This window comes from Streptomyces aurantiogriseus, assembly GCF_014649375.1.
Classification (GTDB): domain Bacteria; phylum Actinomycetota; class Actinomycetes; order Streptomycetales; family Streptomycetaceae; genus Streptomyces; species Streptomyces aurantiogriseus.
Genome location: NZ_BMSX01000023.1, coordinates 136,918 through 158,115 on the forward strand (window position 1 = coordinate 136,918; position 21,198 = coordinate 158,115).

Genomic DNA, 21,198 nt, shown 5'->3' on the forward strand with positions numbered 1-21,198 from the left:
GGCGCCCTTGAGCACGGCCGTGGTGGAGCGGGCGTCGCTGGTGGTGCGGCGGGCGCCGCGCGGGGTGCTGGTGCGTGGTGACCGGGTGCGCTGTCGCGGCAGCGTGTATGTGGTCGCCGGCCTGGACGGGGTGACGGTGTATCTGGCCCCCGTCGGCGGTGACCAGACCCCCGTGTCGGTGCCGCTGGCGGTGCTGGCCGCCGCCGTGGACTTCGCGGTCCTGGACGAGGCAGGGCAGCCCGTCGTCCAGGCCGAGCTGCCCGACTTCGCTGCTCTGGAGGGCGTCCCCGCCTCTGCGGCGGAAGCGGCGCAGTCGTGGTGGCGGGCGGTCATCGAGGTCGACACCGGGCTGCCGCCCGACGCGCCCGCGGGGGCGCGGCCGCGGCCGATGTACGACCCGGCCACCACCACCTTCATCGAGCGCTACCAGGCCAAGGCGGCGGAGCTGCATGCCGTGCTGGGCTGGTCGGTGTCCTGGCAGACGGTGCAGGCCAAACGGCTGGCGTACCGCAAGAAGCGCACCGTGGTGGCGCTGGTGGATGGGCGCAGCACCAAACAGCGGCGGCTGTACGGGCTGACCGATGCGCGGGTGGTGGACCAGTTGCTGATGCTGGTGGACCGGCAGCGGCGGCGCACGGATACGCCGAGCGACGCGCGCAAGCTGTTCAAGCAGCTGCGGCGGACGGTGCGCGCCGCGCACGGGGAGTCGGTCAAGGTCCCGGCCGAGCCGACGCTGTACAAACTGCTGCAGCGGCTGGGTATCGATGCGAGAGACCTGGGCGGCAGCCGGGGCGGCCGCCATCTGTCGGGCCCGGGCTCGGTGCCGCCCTTCTCGGTGACGTCGGCGACCATGCCGGGCGAACTCGTGCAGATCGACTCGACCGATCTGGACATCTGGGTGCTGGGCGACGACGGCCAGCCAGCCCGCGTGGAACTGACCTGCGCGGTGTGTGTGGCGACCCGCAGCATCATCGCCGCGGTAGTACGCCCCAAGCAGTCCGGGCGGCGCGGCAAACGCCGCAAGGTCGGCCAGGGCGGCCTGGTGGGAGCGCCGCGCCGCAAGGGCCGGGCGACGAAGGCGGTGGATGCCTGCGAGCTGCTGGCCCAGGCCCTGGTACCGGCACCGATGCGGCCCGGGTTCGACGCGGCCGTCCACGCCAGCGCCTCCGACCTGCCGTTCGAGGAACTGGTTGCGGTCGATGCCCGGTTCGCGCAGGCCGCGGCCCGGCCGGTGATCATTCCTGATCTGATCGTCATCGACCACGGCACGGTGTTCGCCGGGCGGACCTTCTTCGACGCATGCGAGTACCTGGGCATCTCGGTGCGGCCGGCGCGCAAGCGCACGGGCCAGGACAAGGGAGTCGTGGAGCGCACCTTCGGAACCGTGAAATCGAAGTTCAGCCAGCACGTGAACACTTACACCGGCAACGATCCGGTGCGGGTGCGGCGGACTGTGGACGGCGAGCGGCTGTGGACGCTGGCCGAACTCGACGACATGCTCCAGCAGTGGATCGCGCTGGACTGGCAGAACACGCCGCATCCCGAGCTCGCCGATCCCTACGACGCCTACCTGCCCGAGCTGACGCCGAACCAGATGTACGCCGCCTGCGTGGCCGTCGACGGCTATCTGCCGATCCCGCTGACCCGCGACGACTATCTGCGGCTGCTGCCGACCGCCTGGGTGGGCGTGAGCAAGCAGGGCATCCGGTTCAAGAACCGCACCTACGACAACCTCGAGCGCGATCCGAAGAAGGGGCTCAACCCCTGCCGCGGAGTCCGCTCCGGGCTGCAGGGCAGGAGAAAGGGCCGGTGGGAGCTGCGGTACACGCCCAACGACCTGTCGAGGGTGTGGCTGCGTAACCATGACGCCAACGAGTGGGTGGAGGCGACGTGGGTGCACCAGCACCTGGTCGGGCAGCCGTTCACGCAGTTCTTGTGGGACATCGCCGCCTCCCAGCATCTCGAGCGGGGCGGCCGGATCATCGACGAGGAGGCCATCGCGCAGGCGCTCGCCGAACTGCTGGAGCGCGCCGCCGAGGGCCCGGACCGGGCCGCACGGGTACAACTGCCCGACGGCTACACGCCCGTGCCGCCGCCGGCGCCGGCTGCAGCGTTCGACCCGTATGCGGGGCGCGCGCCGCTGGACCGCTCTCAACTGCTGGCCCTGGACGCGGAATCGGACGGAGACCCGCTGGACTGGGAGTCGGGCGGGAATCCGCTGGCGCTGGACGACACCGGCCTGTACGCGGCCGGCCGGGCGCAGGCGGTCATCGACTGGGACAGCGGGCCGGTGGCCCCGGACGCCTCGCTCGCCGCCTGGGAGAGCGCCCCGGCCGGTGGGGCGGCTGGTGAGGGCGGTGAGGGCCTGGCCGGCCGCTACCGGCGGATCATCGCCGACATCCGCCAGACGCACACCACCGGCGAGGAGGACGGTGATGACGATGGTGACGGCGTGGCGTGAGCCTCATGCCAGGCGATCTGGGCACCCCGGGCGTTCCGGGACCGCCGGCTGGACAAAGAGCGGAAAGGGAATTTCGTGATGGAGGCGGACAAGGCCGGCGAAGAGCTGCTGCTGGCCCGCATGAGCGAACCGGAGCCGATGTTCCTGGCCCCGCCGACCCCTTTGTGGCCAGAGGACTGTTATGCCTGGCGGGCGCTGGCCGCCCGGCTGGTCAAGCCGCCGGACCTGGCCGACTGCGCTCCCGAGGGCACGGAGGTCACCGAACACGACCCGCGGCTGCTCTACCACGGGCACATGAACATCGTGGTCACGCCGGCGATCACCGAAGCCTTGAAGGTGGTGGCCACGCGGGTGTCCGCCAACCGGCAGCGTGAGGGCGGCAAGGTCGGGATCATCGTGGAAGGCCCGCGCGGCACCGGCAAGAGCGCCCTGCTGCGGTGGATCGGCGTGCACTGGGAACAGAAGCTTTCCAAGCTGTACGGGCCGGACGAGAACCGCATCCCGGTGATCACGCTGAACGTGCCGCCGACGGCGCGCGGCAACCGCAACTGGGCGGGCACCTTCGCCCGTTTTCTGGGCCAGGACCGCGAGAGCGGGGATCCGACCGAGTCCGTCATCCGTACGATGCGCAGGGCCCGCACCCTGCTCGTCCTCATCGACGGCATCGAGCGGCTGCGCACCGCGGTGGAGGCGGAACTGGCGTTCCAGTACCTGGATATGATCAGCGAGGAGACCGGCGCCACGTTCATCTACTGCGGGCGCGGCGCACGCTCCATCGTCGACCCGCTCACCCGGGACAACGAGACGCCCCTGGAACCGAACGAGCAGCCGTGGGGCGATCACCCCGTGCTGCGCACCAGCCGGATCGGCTTCAGTGACGAGGAGACCCGCACGTTCGCCGTCATCGTCGACCGGTTCGACAAGAATTTGCGGCTGTACCGGCACACGCGCGGCGACCTGCTGGAGCTGTCGCAGGACCTGCACACCCGCAGCCGCGGCAACATGCGGATGCTGTCGCATCTGATCTGCCAGGCGGCGCAGAAGGCGATCCGCTCCAGGCAGGAGCGCATCACCCTGGAGCTGTTGGAATCGATCCCGCTCGGCGGTGTCGTGCACTTGTGACCTGCTCCCCGCTCCCTGCCGCTCTGGGGGGCAGGGAGCGGCCGCGGTGGGGGCGTGCGACGAGCCGCGGTCGCCTGGGCGTGGCCGCGGCTGACTGTGGCTAGCGGGGCGGTTGGGGGCGCTTGCGGCGTCCCAGTTGGGGGTCCCAGACCATGCGCAGCGCTTCCAGGGCACGGCGCTGCTCTTCGGTGAGCACCTCGGGGTGCCTGCGGCACTGGTGGATCCACTCCCCCAGCGGGAACGTCTTTGACTGCTCGCCGCCGTTGCCCCACCACCACAGTTCCTGGTGGCGGCGGGGGACGTCGATATGGCCTTCGCGAGCCAGGAACGCGGCAAGGTGTCCAAGGCCCTCGTAGAAGGCGTGGCGTTCGGGGTCGTGGTAGCTGTCGTAGTAGATGCCGTCGGGCAGGGGCGGGATGCCCAGCTGGAGCAGCAGGTCCTGCTGGGCTTCGTCCAAGCGGAAGAACTGCAGCCGCTGTTTGTAGATCCAGTTCATGGTGATGCGGTCCTCGCGGCTTGTGTCCTTGGAGGACTGCGAGGTGAACCGCCAGCCGGGGGCCTGGGCAAGCGCCTTGGCACGGGCGTATTTGCGCTTCCAGTCCATCCAGGGCGCGTTCCAGTGCGGGTCGAGGGCGGCGAGTGCCTGCTGGTGAGCGTCGGGCAGCCGGCCGGCGGCGGCCTTGCGGCGCTGGGTGGCCAGCCATCTGCCCAGCTGGTGGCCGCCGATGTCGGCCTTGACGGGGACGGCGAGGTGGCCGTGCTCGGCCGCCCAGGCGCGGGCGTGCTCCAGCATGGAGTCGAAGGTCTGCGCCGGCGCGGTCCAGGGCAGGCCGAGCGCGTCCAGGGCCCGTTTGTGTTCGGCCGGCAGACGGTCCAGGAAGTGGCGCAGGCGCAGGTTGCTCACGCACTCGCCCAAGGCGAAGCCGTCCGGGTCGGTGTAGTCGGCGGGGACGTCCAGGTGCCCGAAGCTGGTGCGGTAGCGGCTGGCGGAGGCAAGGGCCTGTTCCCAGGTGCCGATGGCCGGCAGAGTGATCTCCAGGCCGAGGGCGCGGGCCAGTTGCGCGGCGCGCTCGGGATGGGCGTAGTAGACGGCCCGCCGCGCGGTGGTGGTGGCGGTGCGCGTGCGGGCGGGCAACGCGATGCGATCCATGAACGATTCGTCGTGGGCGCGCAGCGCCTGCAGGAGGGTGAGCAGGTTCGCGAACGCGGAGTCCTGCAGCAGGTCGGCGGTGTCAGCGCCGGGGTGGAGGTAGACCGGGAAGATCAGGGTGGTCTTCTTCCCGGAACCGGGGGGCTGGCGCAGGCCGCGGCCGACGGCCTGGATGGCGTCGATGGTGCTGTAGCGCGGGTCGGCGAAGACCACGGCGTCGACGTCGGGCATGTCGACGCCCTCGTTCAGCACCCGCACGTTGGACAGCACCGCGCAGTCCCGGTCGGGGTCGGCGAAGTCGTCCAGCAGGTCGCGGCGCCAGTCGCCCGGCTGTTGGCCGTGGATCGCCTGCGCCCACAGGTTCTCGATGCGCAGTTCCTCACCGACCTCCAGGGCGGTGGCCGGAAGAGAGGCGGCGAAGGCCTGTGCGAGGGCGACGCGGTTGTGGAAGACCAGGACGCGGCGCAGCCGGTGTTCGGCGATCGCCCGCAGCAGGGCGACCTGGGCGGCGGCGTTGCGCAGCCCGTTGTGGTGGGCACTGGTGGCCGGGCGGCGGGCGGCGAGGATGGCGTGCAGGTCGCTGTCGTCGACGATGGGCATGATGACCTGGTAGTCGGCCAGGATGCCGCGCTCGATGGCCTCGGCCATGCCCAGCTCGAACACGGTCGGGCCGAAGATCTCGCGGTGGTCCATGGTGGCCAGCGGGATGCGTTCCATGAACGGCAGCAGCTCGCCCGCGGCCGGGGCACCCCAGATCCTGGGCGTGGCGGTCATGTAGAGGCGGGTCTTGGCGGGGATCGCGCTGTCGTCGTGGACGGTGCCCCAGCCGTCTCCGAAGGCGGAGCAGGTGCGGTGGGCCTCATCGGCGATCACCAGGTCCCAGGGCGGCAGGCCGTGCTGCTCGTGGGCACGCTGGATGTGGTGCAGCGAGCCGTAGGTGGCGAACACGGTGACCGGGCCGCCGACCCGCATCGCACGGGCGATCGCCCGCGGGTGACGGGTCATCACCGCCTCGCCGGGGGACAGTCCGCTCTCCCGCTGGCGCAGGGAGCAGACGCCGAGCGCGAGCCCCGCCCGGCCGGCTTCGCGCCAGCGTCTGATGGTCTGCGTCACCAGGGCTTTCGTCGGCATCAGCACCAGCACGGCGCCCTGGGGGGCCAGGCGCTGCGCGGCCTGCTGGGCGATCAGGGTCTTGCCGGTGCCGCAGGCGGCCACCACCGTCATGCGCTGTTCGCCGGCGGCCACGGCGGCCTCGATCGCGGCGAGCGCCTCGATCTGGTGCTCGCGTAACTCCATACCCTCTCCTCACGGAGCTGCCGAGGCACCGCGTCATGCCGGGCCGGGCCTTCAGATCGGGCGGGAATGTACTCGCTGGACACGCCGGCGCGGGCGGGGCATCGAACAGTTTCGGTCAAAGAAGCGTCGTGCCCGGGACGCCATGGCCGAACGCACCGCGTGCGGCGGCCGGGGGCCGTAGAGAAGTACGCGGACAGGCGGAGCGTCTCTTCGCGGGCCACGGCTGGCCGCTGCGGATAGCAGTGGCCCGTGGGGCTCGGCGCGGTGCCCCGGCGGTAAGACCGGCGCCCCCGTTGGGGGCAAATGATGAGGAAGGCATGTGCCAGTGACGGCGTCCCGTACCCCCCGTGCCCGCGCGGCCCGACCGCGCCGGGCGAAGGCCTGGCGCCCGGCGAAGCGGCTGGGGCGGTCGGTGATGCCGTTCATCGGCGGAGAGTCGACCGGCTCCTACACGCGCCGCCTGGCGGACCTCAACGGCGGTATCCCCGATGAGGAGTTCTGGCTCATGTTCGGAACCCCGCTGCGCCAAGGCAGGTGCCCGAGCGACCCGCGCTACGGCGACGGGTATCTGAACCCGGCCGCGTTGGAGCGGCTCGCCGTCATGGCCGGCCGCCAGGTCACCGAGTTGCAGCGCGCGCTGCCGAACCTGCGCGGCCCCAGGCTGCTGCCGGTGGACGGCCCGCCGGTGTGGGACTGGCCCTGGGAGACAGAGGGCTGCTTCCTGGTGCGGGTGTGCGAGCTGTGCGCCCGCATCAAAGGCACCAGCCTGGAGGCCTACCTGGCCTGCGATGCGACCTGGCAGGTGTGCGCCCGCCACGGCCGCTGGCTGGACAACCGCCGTGAACCGGGGACGGCCGCCCTCCCCCTGACCGCACTGCCCGAGGTCGTCACCGCCCACCGGCTGCGGCTGCAGTTGGAGCGGCGCCTGGGCGCGGGCGGCCGCGCGATGTTCGCGGACGCCTATGCCATCGTCTCGTGCTGGTGGAACGTCCCCGCTCTCAACGCGCCGGTGTGGCAGGCCCGCAGACGCGCCCTGGGACACGCCGGGCGGGACGAGCTGCGCGTTGCGCCGCTGGTGTTCTACCCGGAGGCTGTCCACCTGGCCCGGGCGCTGGCGGCGCGGGAACGGCGGCGCCTGCGCCATACCCTGACACCGGACCAGGACCACGCCTGGCTGGAGCGGGTCGCGCTGCTCCTACACGAGTGGGGCATCCCGGCCGAGGGCCTGGATGTGGTCGGGATCTGGGCCAGCCAGCATCCGCTCCTGTCACGGCCGCGGCGCACCCGGCAGACCGGGACCACCGCGGAGCGGCCGGCCCGCGGCCGCCACCGGCGTCTGCCCCTGACCGCCCCGCACACCGAACAGACGCTGGAGGCGACCCTGGGCGAACGCTCCTGCCTGCCCTGGAAGCTGGGCCAGATGATCACCACCGAACTGCTTCCCGCCCCGGGAAGCTGGACTCTGAGGGGCCGCGCGTAAGACCCACCCGCCGTGACTGCCGCGCGCCCCAGCCCGCCGCCTGTCCACGGATCACCAACGGCGACGTTCCCGTCCGCCGCCTCGGACGGCGTCTCGGCGTTGCGTGCGCCGGGGCTCAGCCACCCGGCCGCCCCCGCCGGGGTCGGGAGACGAGGCGCCTCGCACGGGCATGGCCTGCATGGACGCGCTGTGCGCGCAGGATGGGGGAATGCCCGAAGACTCTGCTCCCGCGCGCCCGGTCCAGATCCCCGCACGGATACACGCCGTGGGACCGGGTTGGCGGCACCTGCTGGAGCGTCTGCACGAACAGATCCGTACGGTCTTGCCCGGCTACCGTCTCCTCGATCTTAAGGAGAAGCTCGGCGGCCTTCGTGTCTACGTGGGGTGGCCAACGGGCAGCGGCGACACCCTGCGGACGCTGATCTGCCGCCGAGGCGGAGGCGGAGCGCACCTGTGAGTTCTGCGGGGCACCCAGCCGCATCCGCACCCGCGATGACCGGCCGGGAGGGTGGCGCAAAGCCGTATGCGGCACCTGCCATACCGCCTGGTCAGCACGTCGAATCATGATCGTCCAGGGTGTCGTGCGTGAGCGCGGGTGAGGCCACCAACCCGGCGGCGTACCGGACAGGCGGGCTGAAGGGGGCAGACCAGACGGACGCGTGTTGTCCTGCAAGCAGGCACGTGATCAATGATTCGACTGTTCGCTGCGCCTGACGGAGTCGGCGTTGGACGTAGTCGCTGTCGACCGCCAGACGATGCCGCGCCCTGCCCCGTACGAGGCTTCACACCAAGCCGATCTGCCCCAGCAGGCGGCGGGTGTCGGGAGAGGTGTCTTCGAGCGTGTGGCCGTGTTCCAGGCTTTTGAAGACCACGGCGGTCTTGGGGACTCGGTCGGCATGGAAGGTGGACCAGGTGCGGCAGGTCGGGCAGTCCCGGCCGATCAGGAAGGGGCGCAGCAGGTGTAGCGCGCCGTCGGTGTCGCGGAGGTAGAGGCTGCCGGTCTCCAGGTCGTTGCTGGGTGAGGTCATGGTGCGGGTGGGGACGACGGGGTGGTCTCCGGCCAGCTCCCGGTACTCAACGCGGGCGCTGCGCGCGAAGGCGTCCCAGCGCACATCGGTGATTTCCAGCAGGGGCAGGTCGGCCAGGAAGCGAGCCCGTTCGACCAGGCGGGTCAGGTCGGCGAAGGCGACGTCGATGGCGTGGGGCAGATCGATCGGGTCAACTCGCCGCAGGTGGGCCTGGTTGTTGCGGCGCTCGCTCAGGGCTTGGCGGGCCTTTTCGGCGTCCTGGTGTGCCAGCAGGGTCCGGATGTCGTTGAGGGGGTGGGCTTGGGGAAGGTTGTTCAACTGCTTGCTGCTCGCGGCTTCATTGAGCACATTGGCCCAGTCGCCGAACCCTGGGCCGCTGCGGCCGCCGGCGAGTTTGTCGCGGATCGCCGTCACGGAGCCCAGGGTGATCTTTCGGGCGTGGGTGAGGGCGAGGACGAGCTGGGCGATGTAACACAGCAGTTCTTCGGCGGTGTCGAGGATCGCGGCGTAAGCGGCCTGGGTGTCACCGGCGCTGATGCGGGCCTCGGTCTCGCGCCAGCGGTAGGCGATGGGGTAGGGGAAGCGGGTGCGGACGCTGTGCCCGAGGTCGTCGAGCAGTAAGGCTGCTTCGGCGCGCAGCCGCAGGGCGCGGCCGGAGTCGATGACGCGGGCGCGTGCTTGGGCCGCGGTCTTCTCCAGGAAGACGGATTCGATCACCGAGTCCGCCTCCTGCTCCCAGCGTTTGAACTGCTGCTTGGCAGCCGTCAGTTCGTCGAGGGCCTTGGTCAGTGCCTCATCGGGCTGCGGGACGGGCAGCGCGGACAGTGCTTCCATGCTGGTGATCGCCAGTCGTGGTCCGGCCAGGGTCAGGGCGAGCGGGGTACGCAGGAACATGCTGATGAGGCGGGCCTGCGGCCGGGAGAGCGGTTTGATGGGCCGCAGGATCACCACTTGGTCGGATGCGGCGGCGGGCAGGTCTGCTTCGCCGACCTCGGCGGTGAAGAAGCCGTGCGGAGGCACCGTGATCGGGGCGTTCATGCGGCGGAGCACCAGGTCTCCCGCCGTGAGTTGCTGGTCCGCGGGGATGGTGGCCCACAGGGTTTCCTCCGACGGCGGGGTGATCGTGCCGTCCCTGGCGATGTCGCGTGGCCGGATCATGCGCACCGCGCCGGGAGCCTTCGGGGATGTCAGCTGCTTGCCTCGTTTGAGAGCTGCGTCGTTGAAGGAGGAGCGGCGGAACGTGAAGAGATCCCCCAGGTCGTTGACGGCTCCGAAGCCGGCGAGGTCCTCGCGGCGTTGAAGGATATGCGGGTCGAAGCGGTCGAAGTAGAGACTCTGTTGCGGGCCGGGGATCTCCCGCAGCACATAGCCGTACTCTCCCCTGCCGCCCTGACGGTGAAGCAGTCGCTCGAAGTCCTTGACGACAGCCGTCTCGTCGGGGCGGGGGCGTGGCACCTGGAAGAGCTTCAGGACGGGGCTGGTCTGCGCGCGGGCCCGCAGGAAGACAACCGCTGATTCGGCGTTCGCGGAAATCTGCGTCAGCATGCCGGTCCCGTAGGCGAGCAGCAGGATGTCCCAGTGCTCAGCGATCTTAGTGCGCATCTCGGCCGCCCAGGGCTGATCCGACACCCATGGGTGTGCCGGCAGCAGCACCGCCATCACGGCGTCGGGTGATGGAGGCCGGCACGCGGCCATGACCTCGACGTAGTAGTCCGGGGGACTGGCTGCACGACGCCTTTCCGAGTCCGGCCTTCGTTCCCAGGTCGGCACCAGCAGCAACGGCCCCCGGGTGAGCAATTCTGCTGCGCGCGGCGCCAGTTGCTCCCACGACGGCTCGGGTACGCTCTGCCAGTCTTCCGGTGCGCGGAAGGCCAGCTCGCCGGCGAGCAGGGAGCTGCTCAGCACGGTCGGCGCGCCCTGGGCAAGCCGCTCGAACCCGATCCTGACCAGCTGCTCAGCCCACGATGACAACCGCGCCATCTCCACCACGTGCCCCCCTACCCCGGCATGCGCTCTGCTGCGGAAGGAAGCCTAGAGGCCTGCCGATCACCGGCAAACTTCGGCGTCGGCCGTGCCGATACCGGTATTTGGCGGCTCGTATGTGCTCTTTACACCAAACCGGGTTGCTCTCACCATCAGTGGTCTAGGGGTGCGGCTGGCACATGCCCGCCCATCGACCTGGAGGGGGCCGGGATGGGTGTGTTATGGAAGCTGGAACCGGCGACGGCCGCCAAGCATCGCCTGTACCAGCGCTATTTGGACGCCTGGTGGCCCATTCTGCTGCAGACGTCCCAGCGCACCGGTTACTCCCGCCCCCGTGTCACGCTCCTGGACGCGTTCGCCGGTCCTGGCCGCTACCAGGACGGAGAACCGGGTTCGCCCGTCTTCATTCTCGAACGCCTGCTGAACCACAGCGCGGTCGACCGCATGCACCTCAGCCCCCGGCGTGTGCACCTGATCTTCATCGAGAAGGACCATGCCCGGCACCAGCACCTGCTGGGTGAGCTCCACACCCGCTTCGGACCGTTGCGCGACCTGCCGGTCCACGTCGAAGTCCAGCGCGGCGACGCCGGCACCGACAGCGTGTCCCTGCTGACCCGGCTGGGTTCCTGGGGCCAGCCCATCCTCGGCATCTTCGACAGCTGGGGCAGCGTCAATGTTCCGCTGGATGTGATGAGGCGCATCGCCCGCAACCCCTCCAGCGAGGTCGTCACCACCTTCGGGCCCAACTGGTTCAGCCGACGCGAGAACCTCAACCCGGACGTCCTCGACACTGTCTTCGGCGGCCGTGCATTCTGGACGCCTGCTGATGCAGAAAGCCGCCCCGACGAGCGGTGGCGTGTGTGGCTGTCGACCTACCGGGACGCGCTGCGCCGGTCGGGCTTTCCCTACCAGCTGCAGTTCGAACTGGTCCCCCGCACCGGACAGCCGCTCTACCTCGTCTTCGGAACCGGCAGCACCGCCGGTCTGAAAGCGATGAAGGAGGCCATGTGGAAGGTCGACGACCGGGACGGTGAGAGCTTCCGCGACCCGCGTACGCGCGGTGCGATCCCTGACGGTCAGATCGACCTGTTCCAGGCCGCTGGGCTCGCCGACACCGAACTGCTGGAACTGGTCGCGCAGCGCCTGTCGATGGGGCCGGCGACGGTGGAGACGGTGGGCGAGTGGCTGTTGACCGAGACCTCGCGCTGGATGCCGAAACACGCCCTGCAGGCCATACGGGAGATGCGGCAAAACGGCCGGGTGACCCTGCTCTCCAGTGGGAAACTCACGACGAAGAGCCAGGTCAGCCTGCCCGCCTGAGACGCCCTCCCGCGATGACGCGGGCAGGGCTGGTCACACGTGGACGCGTGGCCTGGGGTATTCACGGACCCGCAGCGCGGCGGGGAACCGGCTGATCTCCTTGTGGTCCTTGCCCCAGCGGGAGCCGAGCTGCTTCACGAACGTGGCGCAGCCGGACTGGCGGGAGCTGGCCACCACATCCTGTGCCCAGGCCAGGTCCATGGGGCGAGCACCCGGCCCGGATTCTCCGCCCACGATCACCCAGTCGATATCCGTCAGGTCCAGGCCGGTCAGCGGGCCGAGCAGCGGCTCGCACGACAAGAACCGCACCGCGGCCGGCACCTGGCGCAGGTCCTCGATGCGGGGCAGTTCTCTGGCGCTCTCCACCGAGACCCCCATCCACAGATTCGCCGGCCACTCCAGCCGCCCAGCGATCTGCCGCAGGCGGCGGGCGCGCTTGGTGAGGACTTGGTAGGTGTGCTGCGGCGTCTCAGCGATCACTGCAAAGACCTGCCGCACGTAGTCGAGTGGCACCCGGGCGTGGAAGAGGTCGCTCATCGAGTTCACGAACACCGTCCGCGGACTCTTCCACCCGTAGGGCACGCGCAAGGTGTCCGGGTGCAGCGTCAGTCCGAAGCCGGGACCGGACGTACGCGGATCACCGTCGGCCTGGTACTTGGGCGAGCCCATCGCCTTCAGCCGCTTCGCCAGCGTCAGCGCATAGCAGTGATCGCAGCCGGCGGAGACGCGGTCGCAGCCCGTTGTCGGGTTCCACGTCGCCTCGGTCCACTCGATCGCGCTGCGGTCACTCACCGGCCGGCCCTCCATCCCCTCGAACCGTGCCTCGCCCCGGCGGCAGGATTCCAGCCGCCGTCTTCCCAACGAGCCGGCTCATCCCCGGTCATCGGCAGCCGCCCGCGCCCCGTGCGCCGTAACCGCCACCCACAATAGAACCTTTGTTTCAATCCTGGCGACTGTCACGGCGCTGCGGGCGGCTGTGGCGTCCGGGCCGCGCCCGTTGCACGAGGTGTGATGTCCAGGCCCCTGGCGGGATGGAGGAGTTCTTGCACGACGACGGGCGGCGCGGCCAGGGTGATGACGCCTGCGGCCCAGTCAGCGGTGGTCTTGTAGGCGGCGAGCGCGGCGATCTCCCACATCGACAGCGGCTCCACCAGCCGAAATCCGTCATCGTCCGGGCCGATGGGAGGAAGCCGCACGCTGGCCTCCACGGTCGCTGCGCTGCGTTCGGCGATGCCAGCGCGTGGTGGCGGGTGCAGCCGGGCGTCCTTGTCGTAGCAGGCGTAGTCCGGGCTGGTGGTGATGCGCCAGTCCTCCCTGTGCCGCCACGCCTGCCAGAGTTGCGCCAGTTGCTCGGTGGACTGCTCGCGCTGCTGCAGAGCAACGGCGGCCTTTTCGAGGGTGACCGTGTCGATGAGGGTCCGCTGTTCTTCACAGCGGCGTTCCGTATGAGCTGCGGCACGCGTCAGCGCCGGACGCGCCCAGTCGTGCAGCCATGGGTGCGCCCTCACGCCCTCGACGGTCACCGACAGCCGGAACTGCAGGTTGCGCCAGTGGTCGCGGTTGAAGTTGGGCCCGAGGAAGTCCGGCGTGTAGTACGGCTGTTGACGGTTTTCTGCTTCCTCGTCCTCCTCTTGGAGGGCCTCCAGGAGGGTTACGAGGTCGAAGACGGCGTCCGCAAGGCCGGCGTCCGCGGCCAGGGACTCCACACGGCAGCAGCCGCACATGCTGAAGGCGCTGTCCGCGTCGAAGCGGACGCGGCGCGTTTGCCTGGGGCTGGTGCCTATCGCCTCGTGGCACGTGGGGTCGCTGTGCACGAAGTTGTCGTCGTCCCAGGTGACCATGTCCATCGGCCGCCCGTAGAACCGGTCAACGGGTATGCCGCACTGCCCCATTACGCCGACCGGAACGCTCTTTCCTAAGTCTCTGTGCACCCGCCTCAGCGTAGTCCGGCATGCCATTGCCGGCGCAGGAACGACGACAGTGTCCCGAACTGGTCGAGGGAGTGCGTCCGCAGCCGCAGACCGGCACGTCCGCGCGTGCCGGGGCTCGTCGTGTGCAGCAGCACGCGGGACGACCGCTCCACGCCTGAATTCGATCGAGGTATTTGCTTTTAGACTCTCTCCAGTTTTCATCCAAGGTCTGAATTGATCATTTGTCGGATCTCAACCCGCGTGTGTCAGTGGCCCCTTGTACGGTCTCGGCTGTGGTTTCCGAACCCGTGCAGCCCCAAAACCTTTGGTGGGGTGTGGAAAGGGGGCCTCGCGATGAGCGATGCTCAGTACGCCCTCGGGCGGAAAGTGATCAGTGCAGCGTTACGTGCCGGGGTGGCCTGGACCCGGCGGCTGGAAGAGCCGCGGGCCTGGCGTGAGATCTCCTGCATGCACGGCGTCATCCTGGGGCACCTCCCACTGGGCGCCGGTCCCGAGACACCTGCCGGCCTGATCGGCAACCTCACTCGTCCGCTGCGGTCGTGGATCCCTCTGGACTGGTCCGCCCTGCCTGCCGAGATGGGCGACCTGGTGATTCTGGAGGACGGACACGACCAGCAGTCCGCCCAGTTGACCGAGGAAGCCTTCGAAGTCGGCTGCTCCTACCTCGAGGTGCTCTTCGACCCTGCTACCGGCGGACTGGACGGCGGGCGGGACTGGCTGCCGACCTGGTCGTGGCAGACGGCGGAGCAGACGGAACACGCGATCTACCGGCAGCTGGCCAGCGGCAGCCAGGCGCAGTACGTCGCCGGTCGGCTGATGCTGGTGGAGGTCCCCACCGGTACCGAGGACAGCATTCTCGAGGAGTACGCGCGGCGCGGGGGTGCGCGCATGCAGGTCTACCGGCCGCTGCCGGCGGAGCGCAGCTGCGTGCGAGGGGGTGCGGTGTGGTGGTGGCCGTGCCCGGTGTGTGCGTACCCGATGCGGCTAACGGGTGAGTTGCTGCGCTGCGACTTTCTGCCGCACCAGCGCAAGGCCCGCGTGCTGCTGCGGCCGGGACGGCGTCTGAGCGATCCGCCCGAGGTGGTGAACGGGCCCCCGGGACTGGCTGCGCGTCGCGGTGAGGGTGTGCTGTGCCTGGACTGGCCGGTGTGGCGTCATCTGACCGTGCCGGGGCTGACCGAGGTGGATCTGATGCGGTGGCTGGAGCGCAAGGGGCTGGAGGTGGAGCGCTGGGGTGAGATGGACTCCTGGGACATCGGGGTGACGTTGCCGGACGGGCGGTGCCTGGTCGATGTCAAGGACGTCGCCAACGAGCAGAGCATCATCGACCGGCCTCCGCGGGCGAAGACCATCGTGGTGCCGTCCTACCGGTCGGAGCAGGTCAAGCCGCTGCGTGCGGCGCTGGAGCCGGACGGGTACGCCGTGCACACGGTGGCGTCGTTCAAACGCCTGATCAGCGCCCAGTTGCAGCGGGGGGCGGCATGAGCGGCACGGCCGGCAGCGGAAGCGTCACGGTGCCGCTGGTGGTGCGGGCCTCCGTGTTGCTGGCGGCCCGGCTTTTTCCCAATCGGGCCCCCAAGGAGGAGTCCGCGTGGCGGCAGGTGGCCCGTCTGGACGACGCTCACTTCCTGCTGTCCGGGCATCTGCCCTGGTGGGAGCAGTGGCCGGCGCTGTCCCAGGATGACCGGCTACGGGTGGCACGATTGCTGCGCAGGCGTCCCGCCTCGCTGGCGCACCGCAGTGTTTTCCGTGAGGAGGCCGCCCGGGTGGCGGCGGCCGGCGCAGGAGCGGAGTTCGCTGCGGCCGACGAGGACGGGCAGGTCGTGGTGATGCCTGCACCCGACTCTGGCGCGCGCATTGACGGTCTGCTGGCGGAGATCGACGGCCATGTGGCGCGCGCTGCCCGTGCCCGGCGGCGGCAGCCGGCCGCGCCCGGGCGCTACTTCTCCGAACTGCGGATTAACGACCCGCTGAGCCCGTCGCGGCGAGCCGTCGGCGTCCACTACGACCTGCGCATTGCTGAGCCCGGGAAGGCTGCGGCCGCGGTGTTGCAGGACGGCGCTGACCTTGACGATCTGCGGATCCCCCTCAGCGACCTGGAGCAGCTGGCCGAGCGGCTCGACGCCGCCTACGGGGAGCAGCACCGGGTGAAGGCCGTCGCGGACCTGCGAGAGCATCTGCACCATGCGGACGGCTCGGCACTGGGCGAGGAGTTCCATGCGCAGGCGGGAGCCACCCATGTGCTGCATGCCCCTACCGGGCTGGGAAAGAACATCGCCTCGGAGCTGATCGCCCTGTGGTGTGCGCGGCGCGGTCTGACGGCTGCTGTGGTGGTGCCGCAGAACGCGCAGGTGATGCAGGCGGTGGCACGGCTGCGCCGGGACGCGAAGACCCTGCACCGGACAGAGACGGAAGACCACCGCGGCCGGATGCCGGTGGTGGTGCCGCTGATCTCCACCCGCGGCATGCAGAAGCTCGCCGAGGACACCGCGGGCAGCGTGCACGACGATACCGAGCACCGCGAGTGGGTGTTCGGGGAAATGTCCTACAGCTGCGCCTTGACCGCGCACGCGGCGCCCGAGTCGCGGGGCGTGGAGCTGTGGGATCCCGGCAACGAACCGTGCGACCAGCTCAAGGACTCTTCCGGCAAGACACGGTGCTGTCCGTGGCGTGCCACCTGCGGCAAGTTCCGTCACCACCGTGCCGCGCTGGACGCGGACATCCTCATCACCAATCACACCAACTTCCTCATCGGGCGCATCCACGTTCCGCTGGCCGACTGCGGTGTGGAGCGTGGGGATGTGACGGTGGAGGAACTGCTGCTGCGCCGGGCGCATGTGGTGATGATGGACGAGGTCGACGCGCTGCAGGCCAAGGCGTTCGATGAGAGCGCCAAGAGCGTCCTGCTGGCCCGGTACGGGTCGGCCAGCAGCCCGGTACGCGAGCTGGAGGAGCAGTTCAGCCGTCACTGTCTGCGGCTGAGTCGTGAGGTCGAGGAGTATCTGCACCCCAAGATCAAGCGGCTGTCGTGGCTGGCCGAGACGTATGTGTCGCACCTGGCGCGGGGGGCCATCACCCCGGACCGGGAGCGGCGCAGACTGGTGGTGCCGCGGCGGTGGGATGCAATGCTGGCCCACCGGATCTTCAAACTGAAACCCGGGGAGCGGCCCAGCGAAGCGCACATGCGCACCGTGAACCGGCTGTTCAGCAAGACCGGCGAGCTGGACGAGAGCGAGGAGGTCGAAGGGCTGGAGGAACTGCGGGCCGTCCTGTCATCGCTGACCGACTTGTCGGACGAGGGCAGTCTGAGCGCCGACACCCTCGCCGAACTCACCGACCGGTTCAGGAAGGTCACCGCAGACCCGTCGCCGCAGGATGCGGCCGCCGGGGACGACTCGCCGAAGGACACTGCGCAGGATGCCCCGCCGGAGGACGTGACCGATCTCGTCCAGTACGCGGCGCGGCGGGCCTTCCTGGAGAAGAGCCGCGAGATCCTGCGGCAGATCGTGGGCGTGGCACCTGCCTTGCAGGGGGCGGGGATGACGGCCTCCAATGAGTTGGCGGAGGTGTTGTCGTCGCACGTGCCGTGGCGTGCGGCGCCCTACGGGCCGCTGGGACGGCCGCTGTTTGCGTTCAGCGAGCACTTCAACGACCAGGACCTGGCGGCAACCACCCTTACCCTCAAGAGTTTCGTGGGTGACCCGCACAGTCACATCAGCTATCTGGGCGACGTCACGGCGCTGGCGCACGGCGGCCGACGGCGTGTCGTGATCGGGCTGTCGGCGACCGCGCACATGCCGCACGCCCCGCGGCACCATCTGCTCACACCGCCGTCGTGGTACGTGCCGGACGACGTCAACGGCAGTCTCAGCGCCGTGCTGGACAAGGTGCAGCACGAGGACGGGCAATGGGCACGGATCTCGGGACTGCGCGGACAGCGGCGCGAGGACGCGTACCAGGAGATGGGTGCGGCCCTGTGGCCGCGGCTGGACGCGGAGCTGGCGGAGGTGGCCGCTGATCCGGCAAGAGCGCACAGGGCGCACGTGCTGGTGGCGTTCGAGGCCTACCACGCCGGACCGCTGCTGGCGCAGGGGCTGATCTCGGCCGGCGCGCCGGCCGGGGAGATCTGTGTGGCGGTGCGGCCGCAGGAGGTGCCGCGCTACGAGAAACACCCCCCGGGCTGGGTGCCCGTCCCGGCAGACCGGCTGGAGCAGTTCCCCTTCCATGTCGGTCACGGGCGGTGCCGGTTCCTGCTGGCGCCCATGGCCCGCGTGGAGCGGGGCCTGAACATCGTCGACCAGGGCGGGCGGTCGCTGCTGCACGTGGCCTGTCTGGTGGTGCGGCCGGTGCTGGTGATGGAAGAGCCGGCCGTGCTGCTAGCCATGGTCAACTCGCTGGCCTACCGTGACGCGCCTCCGCCCGGCGGCGAGCCGGCCGCGGCCCTTGAGCAGCTGCGGCTGTCCGCCGGACGCACGTTCGAGGAGATCCGGCGCGGCTCGCACTATTTCAAGGACCTAGGCGAAGACGTGAAGACCGCGATCGTGGCGGAGATCCTCACCCGTCTGATCCAGCTCGGCGGCCGCACCCGCCGTGGCGGAGACCACGGCCGCCTGCATCTGGCGGACGCCGCGTTCACCGAGACCGCGACCGACTCCACCCTCCCCCACCTGCTGTCCACGCTGCGCGCAGAGTGGCAGCGGCGCGATGAATGGGACCTCATCGACCGGATCTACCGCTCCACCCTCGATGTCCTTCTAAGCCTGGCCGACCACGACCTTCCCGGGGAGACGCCGTGAGCCGCTCCGCCAAGAGCCCCAGTGCGCTGAGCACCCTGTCGTTCGCACTGACCGGCGAGCTGATGGGCGAGGTGTATGTGTATCCGCTGCCCGAGGAGTTCAGCCAGGCCTGGGCACGGCTGCCCAAGCCGCGCTCGCTCGACGCGCAGCGCCCGACCGCCTCGCTTGCGACGGCGGCCCGCGCGGTCACGGGACGGCGGCTGGTGTTCACCGACCCGGAACGCCCGCCGCTGACCGGGCCGTGGACCAGGCGGGCTCTGATCGTCACGTCGGAGCCGCTCGACTTCACGGTGTGGCGGCGGCTGGTACGGGAATGGGAGGGCCGGCTGACCGGCTGGGAGGGGAGGGACACGCTCAGCCAGTACCTGGTCGACGAGGCAGGCGGCCCCTACCCGCTGCAGGAGGTGCTGCATCGCGACCGTGAGGGCCGCGTCACGGGACCGAACTGGGCTTTTCAGGTGGCGAGTTGGCGGCTGGCCCAGCTGCTGCGCCGCGAACCGTGGGAGGTCGAGACGCTGGCCGAGCCGCTTGCGCTTGTCCTGGAATCGGAAGGCGACCTGCTGACGTGGGCGCAGCCGATGGAGCGGGAGGCGAGCTGGATCGACGAGGCCACCGGTGAGCGGCGCCGCCGTGTGGGTCACGCCATGGACCGCATCCACATCGACGTCGACCCGGCTCCCGGGGGCCGGATGCTGGTCGCGCATCTGGAGGCGCGCACCGCGCGGATCGCCACCGGCTGGTACGGGGTCAAGAACGCGCATGTGTGCCATCCCGCCAACCCCGACATCGTGCTCAAGGCGCCGGTGCACCTGCGGTGGGCCAAGGACGATCACGGCCAGTGGACGCTGAAGTCGGCGCAGTACAAGGGGGCGACCGCGCAGATCGTCGAGGCCTGCGGGATCGCGCCGCTGCCCGACCCGTTCGCAGTCGACTTTGACAAGCCCGGGCCGGTGCGGGGCATCCACACCACCGCCGTGCACCCCATCGGCAAGGGGGCGGGGTCACGGTTGATGCGCCGGCTGGAGGAGCACGCCAGCAGGATGCTGGACGCCGCCCCCCTGACCTACACCGGCAGCAGCGTCAGGGTGCCCCGGCTGTCGCCCGAACCGTCTCCGGTGGTGGCCCCGGACAAGATCCTGCCCGCCGTTGTGGCAGCCGGCTTCCAAAGCCTGCGGATCGTCGCCCTGTATGAAACCGGGGCGTGGAAGGAGCGGATCCTGGCCCAGCTGGCCCGCGACTTCGCCCAGCCGGAGGTGGAGACACTCAAGGACGGGCACACCACCGTGCTGGCACCGGGACTGCAGCTGATGACGGTGCGGGTTCCCGAACTCGTGCGGCACGGCCCGCACAACCGGGCCCCGGTCCTCAACGGTCTGTCGATGCTGCGGCCCTCCGATCCGGGCGAACTCGTCGCCACCCTTGTCGAGACCTCCCTGCCGGCCCGCGGTGAGGCGGATGCCAAGACGGCGCTCAAGCCGCTGTTCGCCGACCGCGATCTGCCGTCGCAGTTTCTGACCATGGCCTCGCTCGGCGACCTCTACCAGCCCAACCTCGCCGAAAAGATCGCCCGCTCCCGCGCGGCCAGGAACGAGCAGGAACCGCCGCCCATCACGCGCAAGGAAGACGCCGCGGCACAGATCGCCACCGGCGGGCTGCTGACAGACTGCGGCGTCATCGACGACCGGCTGGCGGCCGCCGCCTGCCACCCCCTGGCCCGGGAGACCGCGTTGGACCGGCGGGCCTGGCTGGTGGGTCTGTGGACCCGGCTGCACCGTTTCCCGCGCATCCGCGGCCGTGCCGCCGCTTCCCCGGTCCTGGCCGTCACCCTGGTCGCGCTGAAGGCCTCGCCCCATCCGGACGAGAGGTATTGGCCGGCCCTGATGTACAGCGGCCAGCGGTGGCTGCCCCTCGCAGTCGGCCGCACGCGCCACCATGCCGGACCGATCGGCCTGCCCGGCCATCATCTGCGCGACGAGACCGGCGGCCCCGCACGAGTACGCGATCATGTGGAGCAGGCCCTGGCGCAACTGCCCGGCGACCGCAGTGTGGTGGTCTTCACCGAGCAGCACCGGGACTTGTGGCCGGGCCTGGCGAACCCCACCCTGGGCGATGGGCTGCTGCCCGGGCTGGCCCTGGCCGCCCGCGGCCGGGACATCGCCGTCGTCCGCGTCACGCACGGCAGCCGCACCCCACGCCCCACCCACCGCGTCGGCGGCAGCAGCAAACGCCCCGGCGACGCCGACAAGGCGGCCATGCCCGAGAAGATCCTGTACGTCTCGGACCACGGCGGGGTCGACTCCTGGCTGTTCGCAGCAGAGACACGGCAGCACAAGGGCGGTCAGCGCACCGGCACCGACTACACCCGCCGCACCCTGCCAGAAACCTCGCAGAGCAAGCTCGGCACCGACTTCCACGCCATCACCCGCACCGAGTACACCGTCGCCCGGGCCGGCACCTGGCAGGAGGAACGACTGGTCGGGCTCGCGGCCCGTCTCTCCCAGCAATCCGCCAGCTGGAGCGGCCGCACCCTGTTGCCCCTGCCACTTCATCTCGCACGCAACGCCGACGAGAAGCACCCCCAGTACGTCGCTGCCGAGGAGGACGGCGGGTTTGAGCAGCAGTGACAGCCGG

General features: G+C 70.2%; 12 protein-coding genes. 7 read left to right on the forward strand and 5 right to left on the reverse strand.

Going from position 1 to position 21,198, the window contains the following annotated elements; genetic code table 11:
- Positions 1 to 7: 7 nt before the first annotated feature.
- Together IE263_RS37645 and IE263_RS37650 are read left to right on the forward strand one after the other, a co-directional pair.
- Complete coding sequence (locus tag IE263_RS37645) at positions 8 to 2,461, forward strand: TnsB C-terminal domain-containing protein (RefSeq protein WP_189942573.1); 2,454 nt, start codon at positions 8 to 10, stop codon at positions 2,459 to 2,461.
- Positions 2,462 to 2,539: 78 nt separating this feature from the next.
- Positions 2,540 to 3,583, forward strand: a complete 1,044-nt coding sequence (locus IE263_RS37650; RefSeq protein ID WP_189942574.1) for an AAA family ATPase — start codon at positions 2,540 to 2,542, stop codon at positions 3,581 to 3,583.
- 100 nt (positions 3,584 to 3,683) lie between these two features.
- Here IE263_RS37650 and IE263_RS37655 read toward each other — a convergent pair whose 3' ends face one another.
- Positions 3,684 to 6,029, reverse strand: a complete 2,346-nt coding sequence (locus IE263_RS37655; protein WP_189942575.1) for a DEAD/DEAH box helicase — start codon at positions 6,027 to 6,029, stop codon at positions 3,684 to 3,686.
- 325 nt (positions 6,030 to 6,354) lie between these two features.
- Here IE263_RS37655 and IE263_RS37660 point away from each other — a divergent pair, with 325 nt between their 5' ends.
- Complete coding sequence (locus IE263_RS37660; protein ID WP_189942576.1) at positions 6,355 to 7,509, forward strand: hypothetical protein; 1,155 nt, start codon at positions 6,355 to 6,357, stop codon at positions 7,507 to 7,509.
- A 782-nt stretch (positions 7,510 to 8,291) separates the two neighbouring features.
- Here IE263_RS37660 and IE263_RS37665 read toward each other — a convergent pair.
- The gene (locus tag IE263_RS37665) at positions 8,292 to 10,508 is read right to left on the reverse strand and encodes a hypothetical protein (RefSeq protein ID WP_189942577.1); all 2,217 of its coding nucleotides are present in this window, start codon (positions 10,506 to 10,508) and stop codon (positions 8,292 to 8,294) included.
- A 222-nt stretch (positions 10,509 to 10,730) separates the two neighbouring features.
- Here IE263_RS37665 and IE263_RS37670 point away from each other — a divergent pair, with 222 nt between their 5' ends.
- The gene (locus tag IE263_RS37670; protein ID WP_189942578.1) at positions 10,731 to 11,840 is read left to right on the forward strand and encodes a three-Cys-motif partner protein TcmP; all 1,110 of its coding nucleotides are present in this window, start codon (positions 10,731 to 10,733) and stop codon (positions 11,838 to 11,840) included.
- A 33-nt stretch (positions 11,841 to 11,873) separates the two neighbouring features.
- Here IE263_RS37670 and IE263_RS37675 read toward each other — a convergent pair whose 3' ends face one another.
- The 3 genes from IE263_RS37675 to IE263_RS37685 form a co-directional block, all read right to left on the reverse strand.
- The gene (locus tag IE263_RS37675; protein WP_229911383.1) at positions 11,874 to 12,632 is read right to left on the reverse strand and encodes a DUF5131 family protein; all 759 of its coding nucleotides are present in this window, start codon (positions 12,630 to 12,632) and stop codon (positions 11,874 to 11,876) included.
- A 164-nt stretch (positions 12,633 to 12,796) separates the two neighbouring features.
- Positions 12,797 to 13,687 carry a hypothetical protein gene (locus tag IE263_RS37680; RefSeq protein WP_189942580.1) on the reverse strand — a complete coding sequence of 297 codons (891 nt, stop codon included), beginning with the start codon at positions 13,685 to 13,687 and terminating at the stop codon, positions 12,797 to 12,799.
- Positions 13,688 to 13,776: 89 nt separating this feature from the next.
- Positions 13,777 to 13,923, reverse strand: coding sequence for a hypothetical protein (locus IE263_RS37685; RefSeq protein WP_189942581.1), 147 nt, complete (start codon positions 13,921 to 13,923; stop codon positions 13,777 to 13,779).
- 181 nt (positions 13,924 to 14,104) lie between these two features.
- On the opposite strand from IE263_RS37685, the gene IE263_RS37690 reads away from it, so the two are divergent.
- Genes IE263_RS37690 through IE263_RS37700 form a run of 3 tightly spaced genes read left to right on the forward strand, consistent with a single transcriptional unit; the run spans position 14,105 to position 21,191 of the window.
- Positions 14,105 to 15,256: a restriction endonuclease-related protein gene (locus IE263_RS37690; protein WP_189942582.1), complete on the forward strand. Its 1,152-nt coding sequence runs from the start codon at positions 14,105 to 14,107 to the stop codon at positions 15,254 to 15,256.
- A complete protein-coding gene (locus IE263_RS37695; RefSeq protein ID WP_189942583.1) occupies positions 15,253 to 18,567 on the forward strand; it encodes a DEAD/DEAH box helicase family protein in 3,315 nt (1,104 codons plus the stop codon). Before IE263_RS37690 ends, IE263_RS37695 begins: the two co-directional genes overlap by 4 nt.
- Complete coding sequence (locus IE263_RS37700; RefSeq protein WP_229911384.1) at positions 18,564 to 21,191, forward strand: RNaseH domain-containing protein; 2,628 nt, start codon at positions 18,564 to 18,566, stop codon at positions 21,189 to 21,191. The genes IE263_RS37695 and IE263_RS37700 overlap by 4 nt, the downstream gene beginning before the upstream one ends.
- The last annotated feature ends 7 nt before the right edge of the window (positions 21,192 to 21,198 follow it).

Bases quoted from the DNA above. Each gene is read 5' to 3' on its own strand.
- IE263_RS37680 (WP_189942580.1), bottom strand. From the start codon at position 13,687: ATGGACATGGTCACCTGGGACGACGACAACTTCGTGCACAGCGACCCC.
- IE263_RS37670 (WP_189942578.1), top strand. From the start codon at position 10,731: ATGGGTGTGTTATGGAAGCTGGAACCGGCGACGGCCGCCAAGCATCGC.
- IE263_RS37650 (WP_189942574.1), top strand. From the start codon at position 2,540: ATGGAGGCGGACAAGGCCGGCGAAGAGCTGCTGCTGGCCCGCATGAGC.
- IE263_RS37695 (WP_189942583.1), top strand. From the start codon at position 15,253: ATGAGCGGCACGGCCGGCAGCGGAAGCGTCACGGTGCCGCTGGTGGTG.
- IE263_RS37690 (WP_189942582.1), top strand. From the start codon at position 14,105: ATGAGCGATGCTCAGTACGCCCTCGGGCGGAAAGTGATCAGTGCAGCG.
- IE263_RS37655 (WP_189942575.1), bottom strand. From the start codon at position 6,029: ATGGAGTTACGCGAGCACCAGATCGAGGCGCTCGCCGCGATCGAGGCC.